Source organism: Psychrobacillus psychrotolerans (assembly GCF_900115805.1).
Classification (GTDB): domain Bacteria; phylum Bacillota; class Bacilli; order Bacillales_A; family Planococcaceae; genus Psychrobacillus; species Psychrobacillus psychrotolerans.
Genome location: NZ_FOXU01000008.1, coordinates 13,946 through 37,917, shown reverse-complemented (window position 1 = coordinate 37,917; position 23,972 = coordinate 13,946). Strand labels below are relative to the sequence as shown.

Sequence of the window (23,972 nt, the reverse complement as noted above, 5' to 3'; positions counted from 1 at the left end):
ATCTTTTATAAACAAAAAAAGAGAACAAACCTTAATTTGTCCTCAATAAAATCTTAATTATACTTTTTGAATATTAGTAATGTTACTTGAAATAATACCCTTCTTTCATCCTCTGTTTTATAATTTTTCGGAATTCTTTAGTAAAGTAGCCATTGAAAGACCAATATCCTTAGCATCTCTGAACCTTATTTGCCATTTCCAGCTGGCACAAATATTTGACTCATTTCTCTTATTTCGGTGGAATGAATCCCTGATCTAAATCCATTTAACTCCGCTCTCCGCCAATCTTCGAATAATCATATGAATTCTTTTAAAGATGTAAGCAAAACTATTGGGTATATATTGCGATAGAAATAATGAATTAGAAGGGATTATGCCTGTTTATTCAGACAGTCGGTTTGGCCCCCCTAATGATCCATAAACAAGAGCGCAAATGGCAGCTGTTATTTATCGATTACATGAAAAAGGTCTAAATAGATAAAAGTCAGTAAGTTTAAGAAGCACTTTATAGCGCTTCTTTTTTTCGGTTGTAAATCAAATATTGGGGTGGGGTATTGTACATTTCAAACCTTAATCTAAAACAATTCAATGAATTAACCCCGAAGATGTTACACCGCCTAGTAGAACGAATTGAAATTAAGAAAGATGGATCCCCACTCATCTTTTATCGCTTTTCAAATGAATTACTTTGATTATGTAATTTGAAAAGCCGTCCAAAAAGGGAAATTTGAACGGACCTTTCTTTTTTTATACTAATTCTAGCAACGCGCAACACTCTACATGCGTCGATTGCGGGAACATATCCACGGGTTGAACCTCTTTTGTTTTATAACCGCCGTCTTCTAATATTCTCAAATCACGAGCAAGCGTTGCGGGGTTACAAGATACATAAACAACACGCTTTGGACGCTGCTCTATAATTGTCGTTAATAGTGCTTCGTCACAACCTTTTCTCGGTGGATCCACTACTAAGACATCTGCATGCTTGCCTTCTTTGTACCAATTAGGAATAACTTCCTCTGCAGGTCCAGCCTCAAAGTATGTGTTAGTAAAACCATTCAGCTCTGCATTTCGTTTTGCGTCTTCAATTGCCTGTGGGACGATCTCTACTCCAAGTACTTGTTTGGCTTTTTGCGCTAAAAATAATGAAATTGTACCAATTCCGCAATATGCGTCAATTACTGTTTCTTCCCCTGTTAGCTGTGCATAATCCAGTGCTTGCTTGTATAGGACCTCCGTTTGTACAGGATTTACTTGGTAAAATGAGCGCGCTGAAATTTCAAAGCGAACATCCCCGATTAAGTCTTCAATAACGGCTTTGCCCCAAATAACGTTTGTTTCATTTCCAAAAATCACATTTGTGTTCTGGTTATTCACATTATGAACAATTGATTTCACATTTGGTTCTACTTCACGGATGAATTGAATAATTTCCTCTTGCTTCGCTAATTTTGCATGCTTCGTTACAAGTACAACCATCACTTCTCCAGTTGCCCGTCCCTTACGGACGACTAAGTGGCGTAGCTGACCTTTTTTCGTTTCTTCATTGTATGGAACTAAATCCAGTTTCAATGCATTTTCTTTTACTGCTCTTAGTAATCTATCTGCCTCATCTGATTGTATTAAACAAGTATTCGTATCTGCTATTCGATGAGATTTCGCTTGATAGAAGCCTGCAATAACTTGACCATTTTCTAAATCAAATGGTATTTGAGATTTGTTGCGATATTCCCAAGGCTTGTCCATACCTTTTACAGGAAGAACTGGTGCATCTATTTTCCCTATGCGTTTCATGACATTGCGAACCATACTTTCCTTCCATGCAAGCTGTCCTTCATATGTCATATGCTGAAGCTGACAGCCTCCACATTCATAAAATACTGGACACGGTGCTTCTACACGAAATGGAGATGGCTCTACGATATTTTTTAACTTGGCAAAGCCATAGTTTTTTAATGTTTTAAGCACGTGGACTTCCACAGTTTCATGCGGCAAGCCTCCTGCTATAAATAGAGGATATCCGTCGACCTTTGCCACACCCGCTCCGTCATGTGTTAAATCTTCAATATAGACTGTTAACTGATCATTTTTTTGTACTGGTGTATTCAATGTTAATCTCCGTTCTAGTTATGATTGATTCATTATACCAAAAAGAATGCGTACAAGTCTGCTGACTCATACGCATTATCAATTATTTTTCAATTCTTCTATACAAAATCACCAGTTATGTGAACCTTCTATATATAACGGAATTTTTAGAAATGTTATACTAGTTATAGCTTTATTTATTTAAAAAGCCTATCTTCCGCAAACACTGGCCTGAATGTTGTAAAAAATAAGTTAAAAATAAATAAAATTAGATAATGAATGGAGGTAATAAGATGGAGTTACTTATGGAAATTATAGGTAATGTACTGCCCGTTGTAATAGTTGGAGGCATTGCGATCTTTATTATTAAAAAGCTTGAGCATAAACAAAAGCAAGGTAAGACTGGCAGAAAAAATTCAAACGACCAACAAGATTTACTGGACAGTTTGATACCTCTAGGAATGCTATTTGGATGTGTAGTTGGGGTTATATTTAATATACTTTTCTCATTTTCATTATTATCCACTTTATCTTTTGGCTCTGGGGCAGGCCTGCTACTTGGCTATTTTGCATATGAAATTTATAGCAGGACAGAGGTAAATTAATCAGAAAAACCTAACTAGAACTTTAGCTTAGTATAAGATTAGGATTCATTACTTCGATGTTTTCTATAGTCGTCATGAATGACTGGAACAAATCCGTTTTGTTCCAGTTTTAAATAGCGCTCCTCTAGATGGGTTATTACTTTTTGTCCCTTTTCTTTAGAAAATACACCATACTCAACATATTTGTTAATAATTTCTTTCTTTTGGTTAAGCGCATCTTGTTGTAAAGACTTCATCTCTTCTTGTTGTTTCGCCGTTAACTTTATATCTACTGGCATTTCTGCATTTGTTTCTAATGAAAACCCCATTATTCCCAAACACATTAAAATCGCTGTTATAACAGTAACCCAACATTTTTTCATAGACAAATCTCCTTCCTTCAATTTGTTTTATCATGTGCCACTAGGCAGCAATTATCCTTTTTTGAAAAACTGTATAAAATGCTATAAGTAGAATAAAAATAAAAAAGAACCTCATTTTGAGGTCCAATATTACTTTGTTTCTACTGCCAATATTTTAACGAGTCCAGCTAATTGCTCCCATGAATGAATTTCATAGGTTGGTTCTATATTAGTTTGATTCTGTTTTCTATTTGGATTGAACCAACATGTATCAATCCCAAAATTATTTCCGCCTTGAATGTCGGAAGAAAGTGAATCCCCAACCATTAATACGCGAGATGGATCTGAAATTTGAAGCTTCTCTAATGCATATGCAAAAATTTCTTTTTGAGGTTTTTGGAATCCTGTTTCTTCCGAGGTTATGATGGCTTCAAAAATATTCTTTAAAGAAGATCCATTTACTCGTGCATGCTGTGCATCTTTAAATCCATTAGTAAGAAGAGCGATTCGGAAATCTTTCATGCTTGCTAACATTTCTTCTACTCCCTCAATCAGATGAACTTCTTTCCCTAAATTTTCTATGTATTTCTGCCCGCATATAATCGGATCTATGTCTAAGGAATGTTCAGTAAATAATCGTTTAAAACGTTCGACTTTTAGCTCTGTTAAGGTGATACGACCATATTCTAGGTCTTCCCATAAGCTTTTACTTATAGCCTTGTAGGTATCTAGATAATCACTTAAACCATTTGGTAATCCATACTCTTCAAACAAAAAACGAAATGCATTATGTTCAGTCATTCCAAAGTCAAGTAAAGTGTCATCTAAATCAAATAGTAGTACATCATATTTCATCAAAAATACCCCTTTCCTGTCCCTCCAATTGTAGCAGAATAGATATTAGACTAAAATATCATTTAGTGTTTTTTAATAAGAAGATATTCTTTCCAGGTCCAATAAATATTTTAATGGGCTATCTTATTAACTTTTAGGGCTTTCTTGCATGAAATAGTGCTATTTATGGACTATATTTCATCTATTTTGGCCATATAAAGTTTTTAGGGCCATATGACCGAAAACATAATAATGTCCCCGATCAAGTCGACCGAGGACATTCGTTTATTCGTCCTTCACTGCCCCGTCTTTAGAAGCTGCCCAAAAGGCTATGATAATGGAGCCGATTAATACGATGAATGGTGCATAAAATATCATAAACTCTGTCATAGTTTGCTCCTTCCTTATGCGTGATTATCTTCTTTTTTTCCACGTACATAATCTTTATTGAACAAAAACAATCTCAGTAGTAAATATAGCGATGGTATTAGTAAAGCAAGCCCAGCTATAAAAGCGACTATTAAAGCAAGAGCCATTGCTTCATTAGTAAAGCTGTCATAGATTGTTAAATGTGGATACAGCAAATATGGGAGATGCGCAAATCCGTATGCGAAGAATGCTATAAGAAACTGGCCTCCTAATAACACAAAAGCCAATCCGTAACTTCTTTTCGACCATAATAACCACACTGTACCGATGAAAAGTAATAGTGATAATGCAAATGCCCACCAAATATTAAGCATGTTTTCGTAATGATCCGGATTATGTGAACGAAGCTCTACCATAATTCCACCCGCTGTTATTATCGTCGGCAGTGCCCAAATAAGTGCATACTTTCGCATCAGCCTTGTCGCATCTATGTCTCCTGCTTTATTGGCATACCAGGTCAAAAACACGGATGAAATATACAATACTGAAGAAAGACTTAATACAACAATCGACCATGTGAGTGGGCTTGTAAATAATGCCTCGTAATCGAGAGTAGGTGAATCATTGATCATATGAACAAAGCCGCCTTCTGATATTGTTAATACAATAGACAAAGCTGCCGGGATAAAAAGACCAGCAAGACCATACATAAATGAGTATCCCTTGTGCCCTCTAGAACCATATGTTTCAAAAGCATAATAAGAGCCGCGAATCGCAAGTAATATTAGAGCTATACTTGCAGGAACTAGTAAGGTCGTACCATAATAAAATGCAGTTTTCGGGAAAAACCCGATAATCCCTACAAAGAAAAATACTAAAAATACATTCGTTACCTCCCAAACTGGCGACAAATAACGCTGTATAATATTCGTTAATATCCTCTGCCTTCCTGTGAGTAAACTATACGCGTTAAAAAAACCTGCGCCAAAGTCAATAGATGCAACGACTAAATATCCGAAAAGAAACGTCCACAACACAAAAATTCCGATGATCTCTAATGTCATAACATATCACCGCCCTTTTCAGCATGTCTGTCTTCTATTTCTTGCTCGACTGGATTCTTTCTGAACATACGACTTAAAACTACGATACTTCCGACTCCAAGTACTAGGTAAAGACCAGCAAATAAAATCAGCATGATATCGACATGTGGACTGGTGGTTGCAGCATCTTCCACCCGCATGATACCTCTTAGTATCCATGGCTGCCTTCCTACTTCCGCAAGCCACCAACCAGCTTCAATAGCGAGTATAGACGCTGGTCCCCCCAAAACTATGAGCCAACGATACCATCTAGAATTGACAAAGGACCATTTCAGAATTTTACCAAGCCAGTATAGTCCTGAAAGTGCTACCATCGACATCCCAATCGTCACCATAATATCAAACAAGTAGTGAATATATAACGGCGGCGTTTCATCCTCTGGGAACTGATCTAAACCAATCACTTCTGCAGTCGGATTGAAATGGGCGAGAATACTCAAAGCAAAGGGTATTTCTATTGCATACTTCACTTCTCCATCATCTAATATTCCATAGAGAATTAGTGGCGCACTTTCTTCCGTTTCAAAATGCCATTCAGCTGCAGCTAGTTTTTCAGGCTGATACTCCGCTAAATACTTTCCTGAGAAATCTCCAATAATAGCAGTAGCAATTGAAAATACTAACCCTACTTTCATCGTTAAGAATAATGCTTTTTTATGGTATATATGATTAGAGCCTTTCAATAAACGAAAAGCTGCAATCGCCGCTAACACAAATGCAGAGGTCATATACGCCGTTACCACTACATGAGCAACCTTTGTTGGCATAGCAGGGTTGAACATGGCTAGCAGCGGGCTAATATTCACTAATTCCCCGTTAACTATATCGAACCCTTGAGGGGCATTCATAAATGCATTTACCATGGTTATAAAAACTGCGGAAAATGAAGCGCCAATCGCAACTGGAATAAGTAACAGGAGATGCTTCTTTTGGTTCTCAAATCGATCCCAAGTATATAAGTAAATACCAAGGAAAATAGCTTCAAAAAAGAAAGCAAAAGTCTCCATGAATAGAGGAAGAGCTATAATATTCCCCGCAAGTTCCATAAAGTTCGGCCACAGTAATGACAACTGCATACCAATTGCGGTCCCTGTAACAACTCCTACCGCTACAGTAATGACGAATCCTCTCGCCCACCTACGTGCTAACAATATGTAATGCTCATCATTCTTTTTAATACCTACCCACTGGGCAATCATAATCATTAAAGGTACACCAACACCAATAGTTGCGTAAATAATATGAAACGATAAGGTCAATTCGGTTAAAACGCGACTAAAAAATACCGATTCTTCATTCATCAGCCTTCCCCCATTCTAGTTCCCAAATATTCTCCCCGCTATTGATAGCATCATGATTCCTGCCACAACAAAAGCAAGCCACATTAAATACTTCTCTTGTTTCTTATACATGTGCTCCACCCCTTTATCATCATATTACCCAAAAACAAAAATATTGAACTTTATCTATCGGTGTTTTCTAAAACAATATAAAAAAGCTCAGCATTTTATTAAATGCTGAGCTTTTACTTAAGGTCTATCCTCTTCACGTATTTCATCAATCGGTACGAAAACCTCTATATGTCTGTGTAAATTTTGGAATGTGGCAGGTATAACTCCGCCGTATTCTCCGTCTAAATTTAAAAGAACCATATCGTCAGAAGTTACTTTAATATGTTTTGCTTTTTTAAAAATAACATGGGGATCCGTTAAATGTTCCCCCCGTAAGGCTAAAGATGCCACACGGATAAACTCTGCTATGTTCAACTTTTTCAATATTAACAAAGAAAACAATCCATCATTAATACTTGAACTTGGGGCAAGCTTTTCAAAACCACCGACCGAGTTCGTTAAACCAACTAGGAACATCATGGCCTCGTCTTCAAATACTTCCCCATCATATTCAATTCTAACTCTTGTTGATTTAATCGACGGAAGCATTTCAATCCCTTTTAAATAATAAGCAAGCTGCCCAAGCATTGTTTTCAGTTTACTTGGTACATCATACGTAAGCTCGGTAATTCGACCACCACCAGCAATATTGATAAAATAGCGATCATTAACTAATCCCACGTCAACTGGAATAGAATCACCTTTAACAATAATCTCCACAGCTTTTTTTATGTCTCTTGGAATATGAACTGCTCTTGCAAAGTCATTCGTCGTCCCCATTGGAATCAGCCCAATTTTAGGTCGCTTTTCGAATTCACTTACCCCTGCAACAACCTCATTTAGCGTACCATCTCCGCCAGATGCAATGATAATATCAAAGCCATTTTCCACTGCTTTCCTCGCTGCCTCTGTAGCATCACCTTCACGCGTAGTGGCGTGACACGATGTCTCATACCCAGCAATCTCTAACGTTTCCAATACTTCTGCTAAGTTCTTTTTAAATAGTTCTCTTCCAGAAGTTGGATTATAGATAATTCGTGCACGTTTCATACTTATTTCCTTTCTGTTTCACAATCTTTGTTATTATAAAGACTATGTTTCATCAAAAAAAGTTTCATTCCACTATTAAAAGAGTCGACTGTTGCCGACTCCTTTAAGAATTTGATCAGCCTAATTATTTTTGTAGTGCTGGTAACCAAGCATTACGAATTGCTTCATATACTGCTAGGTGAAATTCTTGATTGTTTACAAATTCATTAGACATTTGTGCGTAAAATTCTTTTTGAGTTTCCTCAAATGATGGGTCTTCTTTGGCTGGGAATTTAGCTCTGCCGTCCATTACGAATTGCTGAACACTCTCTGCACGGGGACCCCATTTAGAAATCACTTCACCATCTTTGCTTATCAACAAATAAACGGGAATTGAACGACCACCATTTGTTAAATACTGGTCAATTAAATCCAAGTTTTCATCGCGATAAACAGCACGTACTTCTACATTTGCTGCTTCTGCAATTTTACGCAATATCGCATTGTTCATCATTGCATCGCCACACCAGTCTTCTGTAATAACTAATATATGTGGCGCTCTATCCTTTAGTACTTGAATGAATTCATCATCCGCTGGCACATCAAATTTTTCATAGATGCTAAAAGATTCTTCTTTTTTCGTAGTCATATCATCCATATATTGAGCTAGTGGTTTTGCATTTTCAAAATACTGTTGTTCTGTAGTCAAGTGAGTAGCCCCCTTTTTTATAAGTATACTTCGTTTTTAAATGTTATTCAAACAAGCTAGACTCATGAATATATAAACTATATTATTGTTCGAAGTTTACACCCTGTAAATACAGCTTTCTCTGTTCCCCTTCACCGTTAACCACAAGCGTGCCTTCTTCTGTAAAGCGTGGTCGCACAAGTCTTTCACTCATGTTGCTCATTGTCTTCTATTTTTACTAGTGGTTTCCTTTACGTTTATCGAATTATAGTCTTCAGATATAGCGTCTCTGAAAATGGAGGTGCTTTAATTTCATGTGATTTTCCGCTCTCTAAATCAATATAACCCAAGTGTACATTTTCATCCTCATTACTTAGTTGAGCAAATATCTTTATATGTTAGTGTCACAAACTGTGCCATTCATTTTCAAAAAAAAGACTGTCATCAAAGACAGCCAATTTCTATACCATTGATTTTTTCTTTGATTCAAATAAAATGACATCATTCACTTTTTTATGTAGTTTACCTTCTTTGTAGAAAATGGCACTTCCATCAGGGAGAGCATAAATCCTACGAGCGGAGGAAAGAGTAGACAATTCGTCATCAGATGCTTCGTTATAATGCACCTCCACACTAAAGTCCACTAAACCTAACCCTTTTATAACTAAGGACTCCGGATAGTCATCGTCTTTAGTTAAAAGACAATCCTTACAAAATGCTAAAGCCCCTGCACTATAACCGATTAATAACCCAGGAAAATTTTCAATACTCCTAGCAAGTTCTTTTTCTTCAATCAGCTGAAGTAATTTTTCTGGTCTCCCGCCTATTAAATACAGAACATCGCTCTCATTTATCAAATCTTCCATTTCATTTTTGGATAGGTCCTCATGTAATAAACTAAGTGTAGTGTTTGTATAGGTAGAAAAAGCCTGTTTTAGATTTACCATCCAGCTGTCATAATTAGAAACTTCTGTCGCAAAAGGAACTACTAAAACTTTTGCATTTGCTTTAATCTTTTTCGTCAATTCTTCAAATATATCATCTAGCTCACCCTTTAAAACATGTCCCCCACCAATAAAGCATAGCTCCACCTTGATTCACCTCTTTATATGTTACATAAATATTCATTTATCATAGCATCAGTTTTCTTGGAAATAAATACAATTTTATTCATAAATTTCTGTACTAATGAGTGTGATCAACTGCTATCCGAGAGCGTTTCGAATCCTTACGAGAGACACCTCGAAATATCCACTATACGAGAGTGATTGACTTTTATCCGAGAGAACTTTGCATCTATACGAGAGACGAGTTAAATATTCCCACAAAAAAAGGATACCCACTTTAAGTGGGTATCCTTGAGTATTAGCGTTTAGTAATTTCTTCGTTCAAGATTTTGTTAACAAGAGGCGGGTTTGCTTGGCCTTTTGTTGCTTTCATGATTTGTCCAACTAAGAAGCCGATTGCGCGGTCTTTTCCGTTTTTAAAATCTTCAATAGATTGTGGGTTAGTATCCAGTGTTGCTGTAACGATTTCACGAAGTGCGCCTTCGTCCGAAATTTGTACTAAGCCTTTAGCTTTTACTACTTCCGCAGCGTCTCCGCCATTATCAGCAAGCTCTTTGAATACTTTTTTCGCAATTTTTGAAGAAATGGTGCCATCAGAGATTAGTTTGATCATTCCAGAAAGATTAGCAGGAGTAAGTTCTATATCCTTCAACTCTTTTTGGTCTGCATTTAGGTATGCAGAAACCTCACCCATCATCCAGTTAGCAGCCAGTTTTACGTCTGCGCCATCAGCAATGGTTGCTTCAAAGAAGTTAGCCATATCTTTAGACAATGTTAATACATGTGCATCATATGGAGATAATCCAAGCTCTTGGATATAACGTTGTTTACGCGCATCTGGTAGTTCAGGGATTTCTGAGCGTACACGTTCTAACCATGCATCATCAATTACAAGATCCACTAAATCTGGCTCTGGGAAATAACGATAGTCATCCGTACCTTCTTTTACACGCATAAGAATCGTTTTACCAGTTTTCTCATCATAGCGACGAGTTTCTTGTTCAATAATTCCACCAGTAGATAATACTTCTGCTTGACGAATCTCTTCGTGCTCTAATCCTCTACGTACAAAGTTGAAAGAGTTTAAGTTCTTCAACTCTGTTTTAGTCCCAAATTCCTCTTGACCATATGGACGAATAGAAATATTGGCATCACAGCGTAAAGATCCTTCTTCCATTTTACAGTCAGAAACGTCTGTATATTGGATAATTGATTTAACTTTTTCTAAGTAAGCATATGCTTCCTCAGGAGTACGAATATCTGGCTCTGAAACGATTTCTACTAGTGGAGTTCCTTGACGGTTAAAGTCTACTAGTGAATATCCATCTGCATGTGAAAGCTTCCCAGCATCTTCTTCCATATGTAGACGAGTAATCCCGATACGTTTTTTCTCACCATTGACTTCAATTTCAACCCAACCATTTTTACCGATTGGTTTATCAAATTGTGAAATTTGATATGCTTTCGGATTATCTGGATAGAAATAGTTTTTGCGATCAAACTTTGTATTTTGTTCAATTTCCATATTTAATGCGAGTGCTGCACGCATCGCAAAATCGACTACATTTTTATTCAATACTGGTAAAACACCAGGGTATCCTAGGTCTACTACTGTTGTATTAGTGTTTGGTTCAGCACCAAAATGATTAGGTGCGGATGAGAAGATTTTCGACTCTGTTTTTAACTCAACGTGTACTTCTAAACCAATAACTGTTTCAAAGTTCATGTTATTTTCCCTCCCATATTTGAGGAGTTTGTTTATGGAAATCAGTAGACTGCTCGTAAACATGTGCTACACGATAAATCGTGGACTCATCAAAATAATTTCCGATAATTTGCAATCCTAGCGGCATTCCATCTTCAAATCCACAAGGGATAGAAATTGCTGGCAAACCTGCAAGGTTAATTGGGATTGTTAATATATCATTGGCATACATCGTCAATGGATCTTCTACGTTTTCTCCAATTTTGAATGCTGGAGTTGGTGCAGTTGGTCCTACGATTACATCATAGTCAGCTAAAACTTTATCGAAATCTTGTTTGATAAGCGTACGAACTTGCTGCGCTTTTTTATAGTAAGCATCATATGTTCCAGCACTTAACGAGTAAGTCCCAAGCATAATACGACGTTTAACTTCGTCCCCAAATCCTTGCGCACGTGTTTCTTTATAAAGGTCCAATAAGTTTTCTACGTTTTCAGCACGGAAGCCATAACGAATTCCATCAAAACGAGAAAGGTTAGAAGAAGCCTCTGAAGAAGAAAGAATATAATATGTCGCTAAAGCATATTTAGAATGTGGCAATGAAACCTCTTCCCAAGTAGCTCCTTTTGCTTCTAATACTTTCAATGCATCCATAATAGACCCACGAACCGCTTCACTTACACCTTCTCCTAAATACTCTTTAGGCACGGCAATACGAAGACCTTTAATATCTCCAGTAAGAGCAGCTGCAAAGTTTGGAACCTCAACATCTGCCGAAGTAGAGTCATGTGCATCAACTCCAGAAATTGCTTCTAAAAGTAGTGCATTGTCTTCTACATTACGAGTGATTGGACCAATTTGATCTAAAGAAGATGCAAACGCTACTAATCCAAAACGGGACACACGTCCGTATGTAGGTTTCATCCCAACAACACCACAATAGGATGCCGGTTGACGAATAGATCCACCTGTATCTGACCCTAAGGAGAATGGTACTTCACCAGCTGCTACAGCTGCTGCAGATGCACCTGAAGATCCACCAGGAACACGATCTAATGACCATGGATTTTTTGTTGTTTTATATGCTGAGTTTTCATTGGAAGATCCCATTGCAAACTCATCCATATTCAGTTTACCAATTGTAATCATTCCAGCCTCGCGCAACTTTTTCACAACAGTTGCATCATAGATAGGATTGAATCCTTGTAAAATTTTACTTGCACAAGTCGTTTCTAATCCTTCAGTTACGATATTATCCTTCACTCCGATCGGTAACCCAAATAATGGTCCACGTTCTTCAAAAGGAACTTTTTCTAATTCTGTAGCTGTTTCTAATGCTTTTTCTTTGTTCAAAGCTAAGAAGGCTTCTACCTCGCCATCTAGTTTTTCCACACGTCCAAAAGCTTCGTTAGTCAAATCTACTAAAGAAACTTCTTTACTATGTACAAGTGCTTGTAGTTCTTTCGCTGAGTGATTAAATAACGTCATGATTTTCCCTCCTTACATCTATTAGTCCATTATTGATGGTACTTTTACTTGTCCTGCTTCTTGTTCTTTAACATTTAACATCATCGTATCACGGTCTAATCCTTTTGTAGCTACATCTTCGCGTAACACGTTTACTAAAGGTAGGACATGTGTAGTAGGTTCTACATTTGTTGTATCTAATTCTTTTAATTGCTCAGCAAATTCCGTGATTGCTCCTAGTTGTAGCGCAAACTTTTCTGCCTCTTCTTCTGTAATTGCAAGTCTTGCAAGATGCGCAACATGCTTAACTTCTTCTTTTGTTAATTCCGCCATTTATAACACCTCCGAATTCAATAACCATACGAAATATCATATCATTTTTCACTCTACTTGAACAGAGTGTAGCCTATTGCGTGTAAATATGGACATAAGCTTCTTCATCGCCAGTTTTTTTAACAAGTAATGCTTCTGCACCATCCAAGGAATTAACCTGTAATTCTACATTCATCGATGGATTAAAATGATCCTTTACAAGTCCAGCCAAATACTGTGTAAAGCCAATTATCTCTGCCGTTCCATAAAACTGAATAGGAATGGTGATCGTCCATTTTTGAAGCTGTTTGTCTTTGAAATAACCAGTCCCAATAATGCTTGTATAGTTAGGGAAATATGTCTCTACATCCATTTTGAAGTTCCGGAAAATTGTATCTAAATCTCGGTACTTTTCTTCTGATTCAGCAGTTGGGAATAAAATATATTCCTCATCATTTCCCTTCCAATCAGACACATTTTTGCCCGCTGGCGCAGTGCTATAGGAGAAGTATGTTCCTGGAACAACTGCATTTCGGCTATTTTGCTTAAACAAACCTACTACAATTGGAATATCTGCAAGACCATCTATCTTACGTAAACGGGTAACTACTTCTTCCGCAATTCTTCTTCCATTCTCTTCAATCTGAGCCTGGCTCAGCTTTTCTTCATAAGTAGCACCGTATTTTTCCTTCGTGTAATAATACGTGGAATTTAACGCCAATCCAATAGATATCCCAGATAGACTAACTTTATTATCTACTTTTTCCAAATAGTTTTGTTCCACAATATGCGTGATATAGACTGGTGCTTTTTGGGCTTTTTCTTCTCCAGTTAAACCTTTATCATCCGGGTTTAATCCACCTTCTGCTTGGTTGCTTCTTGCAAGCCATTTCTTCAGTGTTGTCGTATCTAGGTACTGTCCCTCCTGGAACAAATACTTATCAGGCGAGAATTCATTTTGTGAAATACGTAGAAGTCCAGTTTCCACTTCCTTCATATCGTACTTAGTAGACAAATTAGATAATACTAATCCTTTACTTGCACTTTCCTCATAAGGTAATAATGTTCTGTAGTATGTTTCATCTAGCTGCAAACTCGGAATTATTACTGTCTTGGTCTCTTCTTCTTCTGTATTTTGTATAACTTTTGTTTCGTCATCTAAAGAAGGAGCACACCCAGAAACCGTTAGTAATAAAGCCAGCGTCAACATGCCTATATGTTTTTTGGTCATGTTCGCCACTCCCTTTACTCCGCTATGGAGTCCAATAATTTTTGTTCATCCCAAACCTCAATACCTAGGCTTGTTGCTTTTTCCAGTTTTGATCCTGCTTCTTCTCCGGCAATGACCAAATCTGTTTTCTTGCTGACACTTCCAGCAACCTTACCACCTAATGACTCTATTTTTTCTTTAGCTTCAGTACGTGATAGTTGCATCAGTTTTCCTGTTAAAACAACTGTTTTACCAGCAAATGGACTATTCTCCATTACATCTGCATCAATAATTCTACCAGTATACTGTAGGGTCAATCCAGCTTCTTTTAAGCGTTCAATCAATAACTGGACCTCTTCCTGCTCAAAATAAGTCACTAATGAATCAGCCATTTTTTCACCAATTTCAAAAATAGCTATAAGCTCTTCCCTTGTTGCTTTCATCAGTGCCTCAAAACTATGAAAATTAGCCGAAAGTATTTTGGCAGCTTTTTCTCCAATATGACGAATACCAAGTCCAAATAGCACTCGTTCCATTGAGTTTGCTTTAGATACTTCTAATGCTTCCACTAAATTGGTTGCTGACTTGAGCCCCATGCGCTCAAGCTTCACTAAGTCATCTACTGTCAATTTATATAAATCTGAAATATCCTTGATCAGTTGTTCTCTAAAAAGCTGTTCTACCACTTTTTCACCAAGTCCATCAATATTCATCGCATTGCGTGAAGCAAAGTGGTAAATACCTTCTTGGATCTGAGCTGGGCATTGCGGATTTACACAACGAAGTGCTACTTCTTCTTCGATTCTCACTAATTCACTTTCACATACCGGGCAATGAGTTGGCATTTTATATGGTTCCTCTGTGCCTTTTCTCTCTTCCGTTATAACAGACACTACTTCTGGAATAATGTCTCCCGCTTTACGGATAATGACATGATCCCCAATTCGAATATCTTTTTCACGGATTAAATCTTCATTATGAAGTGTAGCACGTTGTACAGTAGAACCTGCTACTTGTGCTGGTACTAAAATTGCAGTTGGCGTGACAACACCTGTGCGACCAACAGTTAAATCGATATCAATAATTTGCGTGACTACTTCCTCGGCAGGAAATTTATAAGCAATTGCAAATCGTGGACTCTTTGCTGTAAATCCTAGCTCTTCTTGTTGGGCATAGTCATTAACTTTTATAACAATTCCATCAATTTCATATGGAATGTCATGCCTTTTTTCTGTCCACTCTTCTATAAAGCTGAGCACTTCTTCGATAGAAGTGCACTTCTTCGTTTCCTTATTAGTCGGTAATCCCTGTGTATTCATAAAACCTAGTGCATCCAAATGATTGTCTATATTCTGGTCCTCACCATCTCCGCCCATTCCATAGACGAACATCGATAAATTACGGCTAGCAGTTATTTTCGGGTCAAGCTGACGTAAAGAACCTGCTGCTGCATTCCGTGGGTTGGCAAATAAGACTTCTGCTTGTGCTGTGCGATCTTCGTTCAACTTTGCAAAGGAAGACTTTGGCATATACGCTTCGCCTCTTGCCTCCAAGGTTACTGAATCTTTTAGGCGCATTGGAATCGAACGAATGGTTTTAATATTACTGGTAATATCTTCACCAATCGTCCCATCTCCCCGAGTAGCCCCTCTTTTCAAAAGACCGTCCTCATATAATAGGGAAATTGCCAGTCCATCGATTTTCAGTTCACATATATACGTTGGTGTTTCATCGATAATACCTTGAATACGTTTATCAAAATCACGCAAATCCCCTTCATTGAATGCATTAGATAGACTAAGCATTGGATTTGCATGAGTTACCTTTTTAAAGCCTTCACTTACGATGGAACCAACTCGCTGAGTAGGAGAATCTGGTAATATCAAATCTGGATTTTGTTCCTCCAAAGCTATTAGTTCATGCAAGTATTGATCGTATACGGCATCCGGAACAATAGGATCATCTAATACATAATAGGCATGTCCATAATCATTTAACAGCTTGTGTAACTCTTGTACTCGTTGTTCTAACTGATCCATCCAGGGTTCCTCCTGTTGTAGTTATACTTTTTCGATAGGGGCAAACTTAGCAAGCAGACGCTTAATGCCCGTAGGACTTGGAAATGCAATATCTAGCTCGGTATTCTCACCATCGCCACGAACACTGACAACCATACCTTCGCCCCATTTTTTATGAGTCGCTTTATCTCCAACTTGCCAGCCCATTTTATCCCCACCAGACTCGTTATATGCCGGACGAGTAACTACTGCTTTACGAGTGTTAGCCATAGCTTTTGCATTTCTTTCTGGATTTTTGCCGGTGTCTTTAGTCCATCCAACGACCTCAATAATATCATCTGAAATCTCTTTGATAAAACGAGATGGGCTATTAAAACTGCCACGACCAAAAATAGTTCGAGACTGGGCACAGGTTATCACAAGTCTTTCTTCTGCACGAGTGATTCCTACATAAGCCAAGCGCCGTTCCTCTTCCATTTCATCATCATCACCAAGAGAACGTGAATGTGGGAATATATTTTCTTCCATCCCTATGATAAATACTACTGGAAATTCCAAGCCTTTTGCGGCATGCATCGTCATTAATATAATATTCCCTTTTGATATATCTTCCTCTTCATCCAACTTATCTATATCTGAGATAAGTGCCAGGTCGGTTAAAAAGGCAACTAATGACTTATCTTCACTCTGTTTCTCAAATGCTTTCGTTACTGATAAAAACTCTTCAATATTTTCTAATCGACTTTCCGATTCAATTGTCTTTTCATTTTTAAGCATCGTACGATACCCTGTTTTATCAAGCACTTGCTCCACTATTTCTGTGACAGACAAAAACTCCTGCATTTGGGTTAAGTTATTGATCAGCCCTTGGAATTGAATAACAGAGTTTACAGCCCGAGCAGGTATCCCCATAAAGTCGACTTCGTTTAATGCATCTAAAATCGAACGATCTTGGTCTATTGCATAGAGAGCCATACGTTCAAAAGAAGTCGCTCCAATATTTCGTTTCGGCTCATTAATAATTCGAGCAAGTGATAAATCATCATCGTTATTTGCTATTAGACGCAGGTAGGCAAGTAAGTCTTTAATCTCTTTACGATCATAGAACTTTGTACCGCCCACAATTGTATAGGCCATATTCGATTTTACAAGTACTTCCTCCATCACACGTGACTGGGCATTCGTCCGATATAAAACGGCAAAATCATTTAATGTACGATTCTCTAATTCCATTAAATCTTGAATTTTTTGAACGACATATTGTGCTTCCTGCTGTTCATTCATCGCACGGAATAACTCGATTTTTTCCCCATCTAGATTCTCTGTTCGTAAAACCTTCGGGTATCTACTCGTGTTATTACCAATGACGTCATTTGCTGCCTGTAAGATTCGTTGAGAAGAACGATAATTTTGTTCTAGCATGATGGCTTTTGCATTAGGATAATCTTTTTCAAACGATAGGATATTCTGAATATCTGCTCCACGCCAACGATAAATCGATTGATCCGAGTCACCAACAACACAAATATTTTTGAACTTTTTAGCAAGCATTTGTACTAACTCATACTGCGCTTTGTTTGTATCTTGATATTCATCTACATGGATATACTGGAATTTGTTTTGATAAAACTCCAGGACATCAGGAACTCGTTTAAACAGCGTTGATGTTAGCATGATTAAATCATCAAAATCGAGTGATTGGTTCTTTCTCAATTTTTTTTGATAGCTTTGATACACATTTGCTACTGTCTTTTCAAACGGATTCATCTCATTCATCTGTGCACGATACATATCCGAATCGATGCATATATTTTTGGCTCCACTAATCGCATTTAACATCGAACGAGGATCATATTGTTTTGAATCAATATTTTGTTCTTTTAAAACATTTTTAATAACTGTCAACTGATCACTTGTATCTAAAATAGAAAAGTTTTTTGTATATCCTATTCGGTCAATATCTCTTCTTAAAATACGTACACACATGGAGTGAAATGTAGATACCCACATTCTTTCTCCAGTCCCCGGTCCTAATAAGCCATCTATACGCTCTCGCATCTCTCTTGCTGCTTTATTGGTAAAGGTGATGGCTAGTATTTTCGATGGGTATACTTCCTTTTCTACGATTAAATAAGCAATTCGGTGGGTTAGTACACGTGTTTTCCCTGAACCTGCACCTGCCATAATAAGAAGTGGACCTTCTGTTGTCTTCACGGCTTCTTCTTGTTCTTTATTCATACCATTCAATAAGTTTTTCGCGATGATTTCCATAGTGCACTTCCTTTCAAGAACATTTGTTCTCTAATCATATCGTAAATCTATTGTTTACTCAATGTCTTTACTGCTTCTACTGTTTTTAAAGCCTCTGCCAAATTGTCATATATATAATTACCAACAATTATTGTATCTGCATAGGTAGCCATTTGTCTTGCTTGCTCCTCGGTTTGAATACCTCCACCATAAAACAGTTGAGTGTTTTTTAAACGTTTACTCACTTTTTTCACAGTTTGTACATCACCATACATTCCGCTATACTCCATGTAGAAAACCGGAAATCTAAACAAATGCTCGACCATTTCCGCATATGCTATAATGTCCTCTTCACTTAACGGATGCAAGGCATTCGTCAATTTTGCAGCTTTACAATCAGGGTTTAAAATACAATACCCTTCTGGAATAATTTCATCCCAATTCATAACCTCTCCAAATTCCTTCGTAGCTGCGTGATGTAAATCCTTCACCCACTTCGTTTCGGAGCTATTTAATACACTAGGTATAAAATAATAATCAAATCCAGGAGTTATAGCTTCAATCGTAGATACTTCTAACGCCACAGGAACTGCATACCTTCTAACCCGCATTAGCAAATCAATCACATTATCGAGTGTCACATTGTCAGAGCCCCCGATAATAATTGCATCTGTGCCGGATTCACATATTAGTTCAAGAGCATCTGCTGCTATATTTTTTGCTGGATCTAACTTGAATATATGTCGCCAATCTTTATATTCCAATTTTTTCACCTACATCTAATTAGTTAACATTCATCCCATTATAACAAAAAAACTGAACAGACATCGCTGTTCAGTACATGTTCTTACATATTTTGAAAACTTATATTTTTTAATCTACTCTTTAATGGTTGGCGTCGAATTTTCATCTGGATATAAGCGCCCTAACATTTCATCATAAGTACCGTTGCCGTAGTCGTAGGCACGTCTTACACGTGAAATGGTAGCAGTACTTGCCCCAGTTTCTTTTTTAATAGATTCATATGTTTTCTTCAAACGTAATAGATGTGCAACCTCGAAACGTTGTGCTAAGGATTGAATTTCGCTTATTGTACAAAGATCGTCAAAAAACTTATAACATTCTTCCATGTTCTTTAACTCTAATACTGCCTTAAATAGTTGTTCTGTTTGATTGCCTTTAATTTTTTCAATTTGCATTGCAGTCATCCTCCTTCTTGTTTATATTGGGTCTTCTATGGTTAAGGTAAATAAGTGACCATTTCTTCTAAACCAGGGTTTGTCGGTATAAAACTGATCCATGTTTGACCAGGTACTAGTTTAGCAGGAACTCCATTTTCCATCGGCATCAGAATTCCATCGATATTCTCCCATTCGATTTCTTTCATAATACCTGCTTGAAAAATATACGCTCTTCCTCCATCATTTAAAGATAACTGACGGCGACCTGAACTATCAATAATTTTGTGCGGAATTTCCATGCATATTATATTGGCAATTTTAACAGCTTTGTCTGTCTCTTTATCTATTGTCAAAGCTCCAGCGGTCTCACGCTCATATAAACCTTCTTCAGAAATATACGTATATTCGTTTTCAAAAGTGGAGCCTGCACCGTAATGTATAGAAAAATTAGATACTGGATTCCCAATCTTTATCCCTTCAAAAGAGTCGAAGAAAGAAAACCTTGGTATTTTAGTAATCTCCATCGAAGCCTTTACTTTTTCTGCACCTGCTAATACTTTATCTTTTGATATATACGAATTATGCGGTGCTTTTCGCTCCCTCGATCGTTCGAATAATATACCGTCGTATTGCATTCCGTTTATGTTATCAACTACTCTAGAACTTAGCATACTTTGAGCATCAGGACTATATCCATGTGCAACATAAAATGCATCTAGCCCTCTAGCAATGTCAACAAAGTAGTCTCTAGCACTTCTAACTGGACCCATTTTTTCTGGAATCTCACTTTGATAAACTGCTAAAAATCTTGTTACATTACCTTCTGCTAACATTTCGTAAATAATATCTGCTTTTGCAATTCCTGACTGTGGACGTGCAAGCGGATGATTGTTTATAGTGACTAGAATAGGTCTTTGTGTCAATTCTTTCTCTGATCCAACACCTGTGAAAGGTGCTGTGAACGGCAATACTACTTCCTCTTCTGTCTCTACAACTTCTTCCCCGACTTCCTCTATTGTATCGTCTACTGGATTTACCTCTTCTGTTCCTTTCTCTTTATCGGAACAAGCTACAAGAAGTACACTAGCTAACATTAAAATTCCCCACTGTTTGAACACAACTTACGTCCCCCTACCTCATTAATGCTGGAAACAATACTTGTTTTTTCATCACATCGAAAATTCCTTTTTGCGTTATCCTTACATACGGTAAGTGTGTTGCTTGAAGGAATAACAATGTGTAAATAGCATCCCCATGCTTAAATCCTCTAGCTGCTAGTTCTCTTTTTAAAACTAGTTCCTCTTCTATTAAATCTTCTACTGGCTTATTAGATAATACTCCACCTATCGGGAGTTGGACAGAACAAATGATTTGTTCTTCCTCCACAATAACAATTCCACCATTCATTTTTTTTACTTCCCGGAAAGCTTGTTGCATACTTTCTTTGTTCTTCCCGATCAATAAAATATCACCCGTATTAGAGTATGAAGAGGCGAAGCCCATTAGTGAAGTTGCAAAGCCTTTAATAAGTGTTGAAACTTTCCACTTTCCTTTGCGATCTATTAACAAAAGAAAACTTTCATCATGATTTTTGGATAATTCCATTTCAGTTGTATCATGGCTAATGGAATAGGGTTTGGTAATTACATCATTTACCATTTCTATCCCAAATGGCATAGAGAACTGAAAATCAGCTTCCGAAACGTCAAATGACAAGTTCAGATCTGGTATAGATGACCAATTGATTGGATCAAGTGCCCTCGTTTTTTGTTGTTCTTTTTTTAGCCAAATTCCTTTGGAAAGTACACTTAAAGGTACTGGACTGTGTTCATCCTTTAAGAAATTGAGATCTGCATAGCGCCCTGTTGCAATCACCCCATGTAGATTAGACATATTATAATACTTTGCCACATTAAAGGATGCCATCAAATAGGCGTCAATCGGTTTTACACCTGCATCTAGTGCAACTTGAATACATTTATCCATAACTCCATCTATATGAAAAGAAGGTGTTGCTCCATCTGTAGTCATCATTAAGTGATCAAAAATTTGAAGATCCTTTTCCAAAATATCCTTTAATAGTTGTGGAAGGTCAGGACGTATGGACGAATGACGGAGAGTTACTGCATATCCCTGTAGAATTCGTCGTTCCACTTCTTCAATGGTCATTGCTTCATGATCTCCGTCTGCTCCTAGCAAACGCATTCTTGCAAGCGTGCGCTCGGAAGCTCCAGGAAAATGGCCTTCAATTTTCATACCGTTTGTCTTAGCCTGTTGCATCCAATAGAGCATTTGATCATCTCCAGAAAGCAAACGAGGCCATCCAGTCAGTTCACCACCCATAATGACATCCGAACGCTCAATCCATTCTCCAATCGTCTTAGAGGTAAATAATTCTTCTTCATTCTTTAACTCGGTTTGCGAATCAAAACGCGCCCACCAATAGAAGGAAAATGGCAGTTCTTTCAGTTCGTCCATTAATGAAAACGCTTTCTTATTTTCAAGCATCAAGAACAATGTTAAGTTATCCGCTATAAACGTAGTCGTTCCCAATTGCGCTGCATAATCTGCAAATGTTTGTGGATTATAAAGTTGGAATGGATGTACGTGAGGCTCAATATAGCCAGGTACTATTTTTTGACCAGTTGCATCATATACCTCAGTTTGGTCGGAAACTAGTGGCATTTCAGAACCCGTATAAACAATTCGATCTTTCACTATCCATATGTTTCCTGTGATCCACTTTTTTAAATGACTATGCAAAAAAGTTGCATTAGTAATTACTATATCAGGAGACTTTGTTCCATTGACCACATCAATCTGATGCCTTATTTCTTCAATTTTCCAAATGGGATATTGCATTGCATCCATTCTCCTTTCTTTTTGTTTACTCATAAAAATAATATTAGCATAGTACTTTAGTAAAGCAAAGTACTGAATTCTATTTTTGGTAATTCTTACAGGAAAGTTAGGAAATAGGAACCTAAAACCAATATAGAAAAACAGGCAAAGAAAAACATCAGGTTTTTCTTTGCCTGTTCAGCAATTATTGAAATGTACGCCAACCAATATCTTTTCGATAGAAGAGACCATCCCATTCTAACTTAGTGAGACTTGAATAAACTTTTTGTTGCGCTTTCTTTATAGAAGACTCCCTTGCTGCTACAAGTATGACACGTCCGCCATTAGCGATAAAATCTTTATCATCTGCTTTTGTACCAGCATGAAAAACGAATAATCCAGTGTCTGTTAATGTCCCTAGATTTGGCAGTTTGGCTCCTTTTTTCACGTCAGTAGGGTAACCCTCTGATGCAATTACAACTCCAAGCATCCCCTCGTCCGACCATGATAGTTCAAACGGATTTTCATTCATCAAAGCTATCATAAACTCTCCAAAATCACTTGTCATTCGGGGTAATACCACTTGTGTCTCTGGGTCTCCAAAACGGGCATTGAACTCGATCACTTTTGGTCCTTCGCTTGTTAAAATAAGACCAGCATATAGAATACCTGTAAATGGAATTCCTTCTGCTGTCATCGCTTTAACGGTAGGAACTACTACAGTTTCATAAGCTATATCAACTATGTCCGAGGAGATTTGCGGAACTGGAGAATAAGCACCCATTCCTCCCGTGTTAGGCCCTTTATCTCCATCATAAGCTCGCTTGTGATCCTGTGCGATAACCATTGGATGAATTTGGCCTTTATGTACAAATGACATAAAGGAGAATTCTTCCCCGTCCAAATACTCCTCAATGACCACACGTGATGAGGATTCTCCGTATAATTGGTTGCCGATCATGTCTTCCACCGCTTTGTTCGCTTCATCCACAGTCATAGCAACAACTACGCCTTTTCCTGCAGCAAGCCCATCTGCTTTCACAACGATTGGAGCACCTAACTTCTCAATATATTCCTTTGCTTTATCTACTTCTGTAAAAGTTTCATATGCAGCAGTAGGAATATTATATTTATCCATAATTTCTTTTGCAAATGCCTTACTACCCTCAATTTGAGCCGCAGCTTTTGTTGGGCCAAATATACGTAAACCTTCTGCTTCAAAATAATCTACAATACCCGCTGCCAGTGGTTGCTCCGGTCCAACGAATGTTAAGTCAATTTTGTTCTCTTTTGCGAAGGTTGCTAGCTCTTCAAAGGCCAACGCATCAATAGACACAATCTGAATACCACCTGACATACCGTCATTACCTGGAGCTACAAATACATTTTCAACTGAAGGTGAATCTATGAATTGTTGGGCGATTGCATGCTCACGACCCCCACTACCAATTACAAGAATATTCATCTAGCAACTC

Annotated in this window: 21 protein-coding genes; 1 reads left to right on the top strand and 20 read right to left on the bottom strand. The window is 37.5% G+C overall.

Features of this window, described 5'->3' with window-relative positions; all coding sequences use genetic code 11:
• Positions 1-747: 747 nt before the first annotated feature.
• Positions 748-2,109 (bottom strand): 23S rRNA (uracil(1939)-C(5))-methyltransferase RlmD, encoded by a 1,362-nt coding sequence (gene rlmD, locus BM260_RS14455; protein ID WP_093538060.1) that lies wholly within the window; start codon positions 2,107-2,109, stop codon positions 748-750.
• Between the two features lie 284 nt (positions 2,110-2,393).
• Between rlmD and BM260_RS14450 the strand changes: the two genes are divergently transcribed.
• The gene (locus BM260_RS14450) at positions 2,394-2,693 is read left to right on the top strand and encodes a hypothetical protein (protein ID WP_093538191.1); all 300 of its coding nucleotides are present in this window, start codon (positions 2,394-2,396) and stop codon (positions 2,691-2,693) included.
• Between the two features lie 38 nt (positions 2,694-2,731).
• Here the strand turns inward: BM260_RS14450 and BM260_RS14445 are convergent, their stop codons facing one another.
• From BM260_RS14445 to purD, 19 genes are all read right to left on the bottom strand, one after another.
• Complete coding sequence (locus BM260_RS14445; RefSeq protein WP_093538059.1) at positions 2,732-3,055, bottom strand: YckD family protein; 324 nt, start codon at positions 3,053-3,055, stop codon at positions 2,732-2,734.
• A gap of 129 nt (positions 3,056-3,184) precedes the next feature.
• Positions 3,185-3,889, bottom strand: a complete 705-nt coding sequence (locus tag BM260_RS14440) for a YjjG family noncanonical pyrimidine nucleotidase (protein WP_093538058.1) — start codon at positions 3,887-3,889, stop codon at positions 3,185-3,187.
• 264 nt (positions 3,890-4,153) lie between these two features.
• On the bottom strand, positions 4,154-4,258 hold the full coding sequence (cydS, locus tag BM260_RS18930) for a cytochrome bd oxidase small subunit CydS (protein ID WP_407691719.1): 105 nt from the start codon (positions 4,256-4,258) through the stop codon (positions 4,154-4,156).
• A gap of 14 nt (positions 4,259-4,272) precedes the next feature.
• Positions 4,273-5,301 carry a cytochrome d ubiquinol oxidase subunit II gene (locus BM260_RS14435; protein WP_093538057.1) on the bottom strand — a complete coding sequence of 343 codons (1,029 nt, stop codon included), beginning with the start codon at positions 5,299-5,301 and terminating at the stop codon, positions 4,273-4,275.
• On the bottom strand, positions 5,298-6,644 hold the full coding sequence (locus BM260_RS14430; protein ID WP_093538056.1) for a cytochrome ubiquinol oxidase subunit I: 1,347 nt from the start codon (positions 6,642-6,644) through the stop codon (positions 5,298-5,300). The genes BM260_RS14435 and BM260_RS14430 overlap by 4 nt, the downstream gene beginning before the upstream one ends.
• A gap of 225 nt (positions 6,645-6,869) precedes the next feature.
• Positions 6,870-7,781 (bottom strand): diacylglycerol kinase, encoded by a 912-nt coding sequence (locus tag BM260_RS14425; protein WP_093538055.1) that lies wholly within the window; start codon positions 7,779-7,781, stop codon positions 6,870-6,872.
• 124 nt (positions 7,782-7,905) lie between these two features.
• Positions 7,906-8,469 (bottom strand): thioredoxin family protein, encoded by a 564-nt coding sequence (locus tag BM260_RS14420; protein WP_093538054.1) that lies wholly within the window; start codon positions 8,467-8,469, stop codon positions 7,906-7,908.
• Positions 8,470-8,909: 440 nt separating this feature from the next.
• A complete protein-coding gene (locus BM260_RS14415; RefSeq protein ID WP_175496309.1) occupies positions 8,910-9,539 on the bottom strand; it encodes a Type 1 glutamine amidotransferase-like domain-containing protein in 630 nt (209 codons plus the stop codon).
• A 274-nt stretch (positions 9,540-9,813) separates the two neighbouring features.
• Positions 9,814-11,241, bottom strand: a complete 1,428-nt coding sequence (gene gatB, locus BM260_RS14410) for an Asp-tRNA(Asn)/Glu-tRNA(Gln) amidotransferase subunit GatB (protein WP_093538052.1) — start codon at positions 11,239-11,241, stop codon at positions 9,814-9,816.
• A gap of 1 nt (position 11,242) precedes the next feature.
• Entirely contained in the window at positions 11,243-12,706 is a 1,464-nt protein-coding gene (gene gatA, locus BM260_RS14405; protein WP_093538051.1) for an Asp-tRNA(Asn)/Glu-tRNA(Gln) amidotransferase subunit GatA, read from the bottom strand.
• Positions 12,707-12,727: 21 nt separating this feature from the next.
• Positions 12,728-13,018, bottom strand: a complete 291-nt coding sequence (gene gatC / locus BM260_RS14400) for an Asp-tRNA(Asn)/Glu-tRNA(Gln) amidotransferase subunit GatC (RefSeq protein ID WP_093538050.1) — start codon at positions 13,016-13,018, stop codon at positions 12,728-12,730.
• Positions 13,019-13,091: 73 nt separating this feature from the next.
• Complete coding sequence (locus tag BM260_RS14395) at positions 13,092-14,228, bottom strand: CamS family sex pheromone protein (RefSeq protein ID WP_245762738.1); 1,137 nt, start codon at positions 14,226-14,228, stop codon at positions 13,092-13,094.
• 14 nt (positions 14,229-14,242) lie between these two features.
• Positions 14,243-16,246, bottom strand: coding sequence for an NAD-dependent DNA ligase LigA (ligA, locus tag BM260_RS14390; protein ID WP_093538049.1), 2,004 nt, complete (start codon positions 16,244-16,246; stop codon positions 14,243-14,245).
• Between the two features lie 21 nt (positions 16,247-16,267).
• A complete protein-coding gene (gene pcrA, locus BM260_RS14385) occupies positions 16,268-18,496 on the bottom strand; it encodes a DNA helicase PcrA (RefSeq protein WP_093538048.1) in 2,229 nt (742 codons plus the stop codon).
• Between the two features lie 47 nt (positions 18,497-18,543).
• The gene (gene pcrB, locus BM260_RS14380; RefSeq protein WP_093538047.1) at positions 18,544-19,239 is read right to left on the bottom strand and encodes a heptaprenylglyceryl phosphate synthase; all 696 of its coding nucleotides are present in this window, start codon (positions 19,237-19,239) and stop codon (positions 18,544-18,546) included.
• A 114-nt stretch (positions 19,240-19,353) separates the two neighbouring features.
• Positions 19,354-19,674: a YerC/YecD family TrpR-related protein gene (locus tag BM260_RS14375; RefSeq protein ID WP_093538046.1), complete on the bottom strand. Its 321-nt coding sequence runs from the start codon at positions 19,672-19,674 to the stop codon at positions 19,354-19,356.
• A gap of 41 nt (positions 19,675-19,715) precedes the next feature.
• Complete coding sequence (locus BM260_RS14370; RefSeq protein ID WP_245762737.1) at positions 19,716-20,774, bottom strand: DUF3048 domain-containing protein; 1,059 nt, start codon at positions 20,772-20,774, stop codon at positions 19,716-19,718.
• Positions 20,775-20,787: 13 nt separating this feature from the next.
• Positions 20,788-22,518: an adenine deaminase C-terminal domain-containing protein gene (locus tag BM260_RS14365; protein ID WP_093538045.1), complete on the bottom strand. Its 1,731-nt coding sequence runs from the start codon at positions 22,516-22,518 to the stop codon at positions 20,788-20,790.
• A 184-nt stretch (positions 22,519-22,702) separates the two neighbouring features.
• On the bottom strand, positions 22,703-23,962 hold the full coding sequence (gene purD / locus BM260_RS14360; RefSeq protein ID WP_093538044.1) for a phosphoribosylamine--glycine ligase: 1,260 nt from the start codon (positions 23,960-23,962) through the stop codon (positions 22,703-22,705).
• Positions 23,963-23,972: the final 10 nt, after the last annotated feature.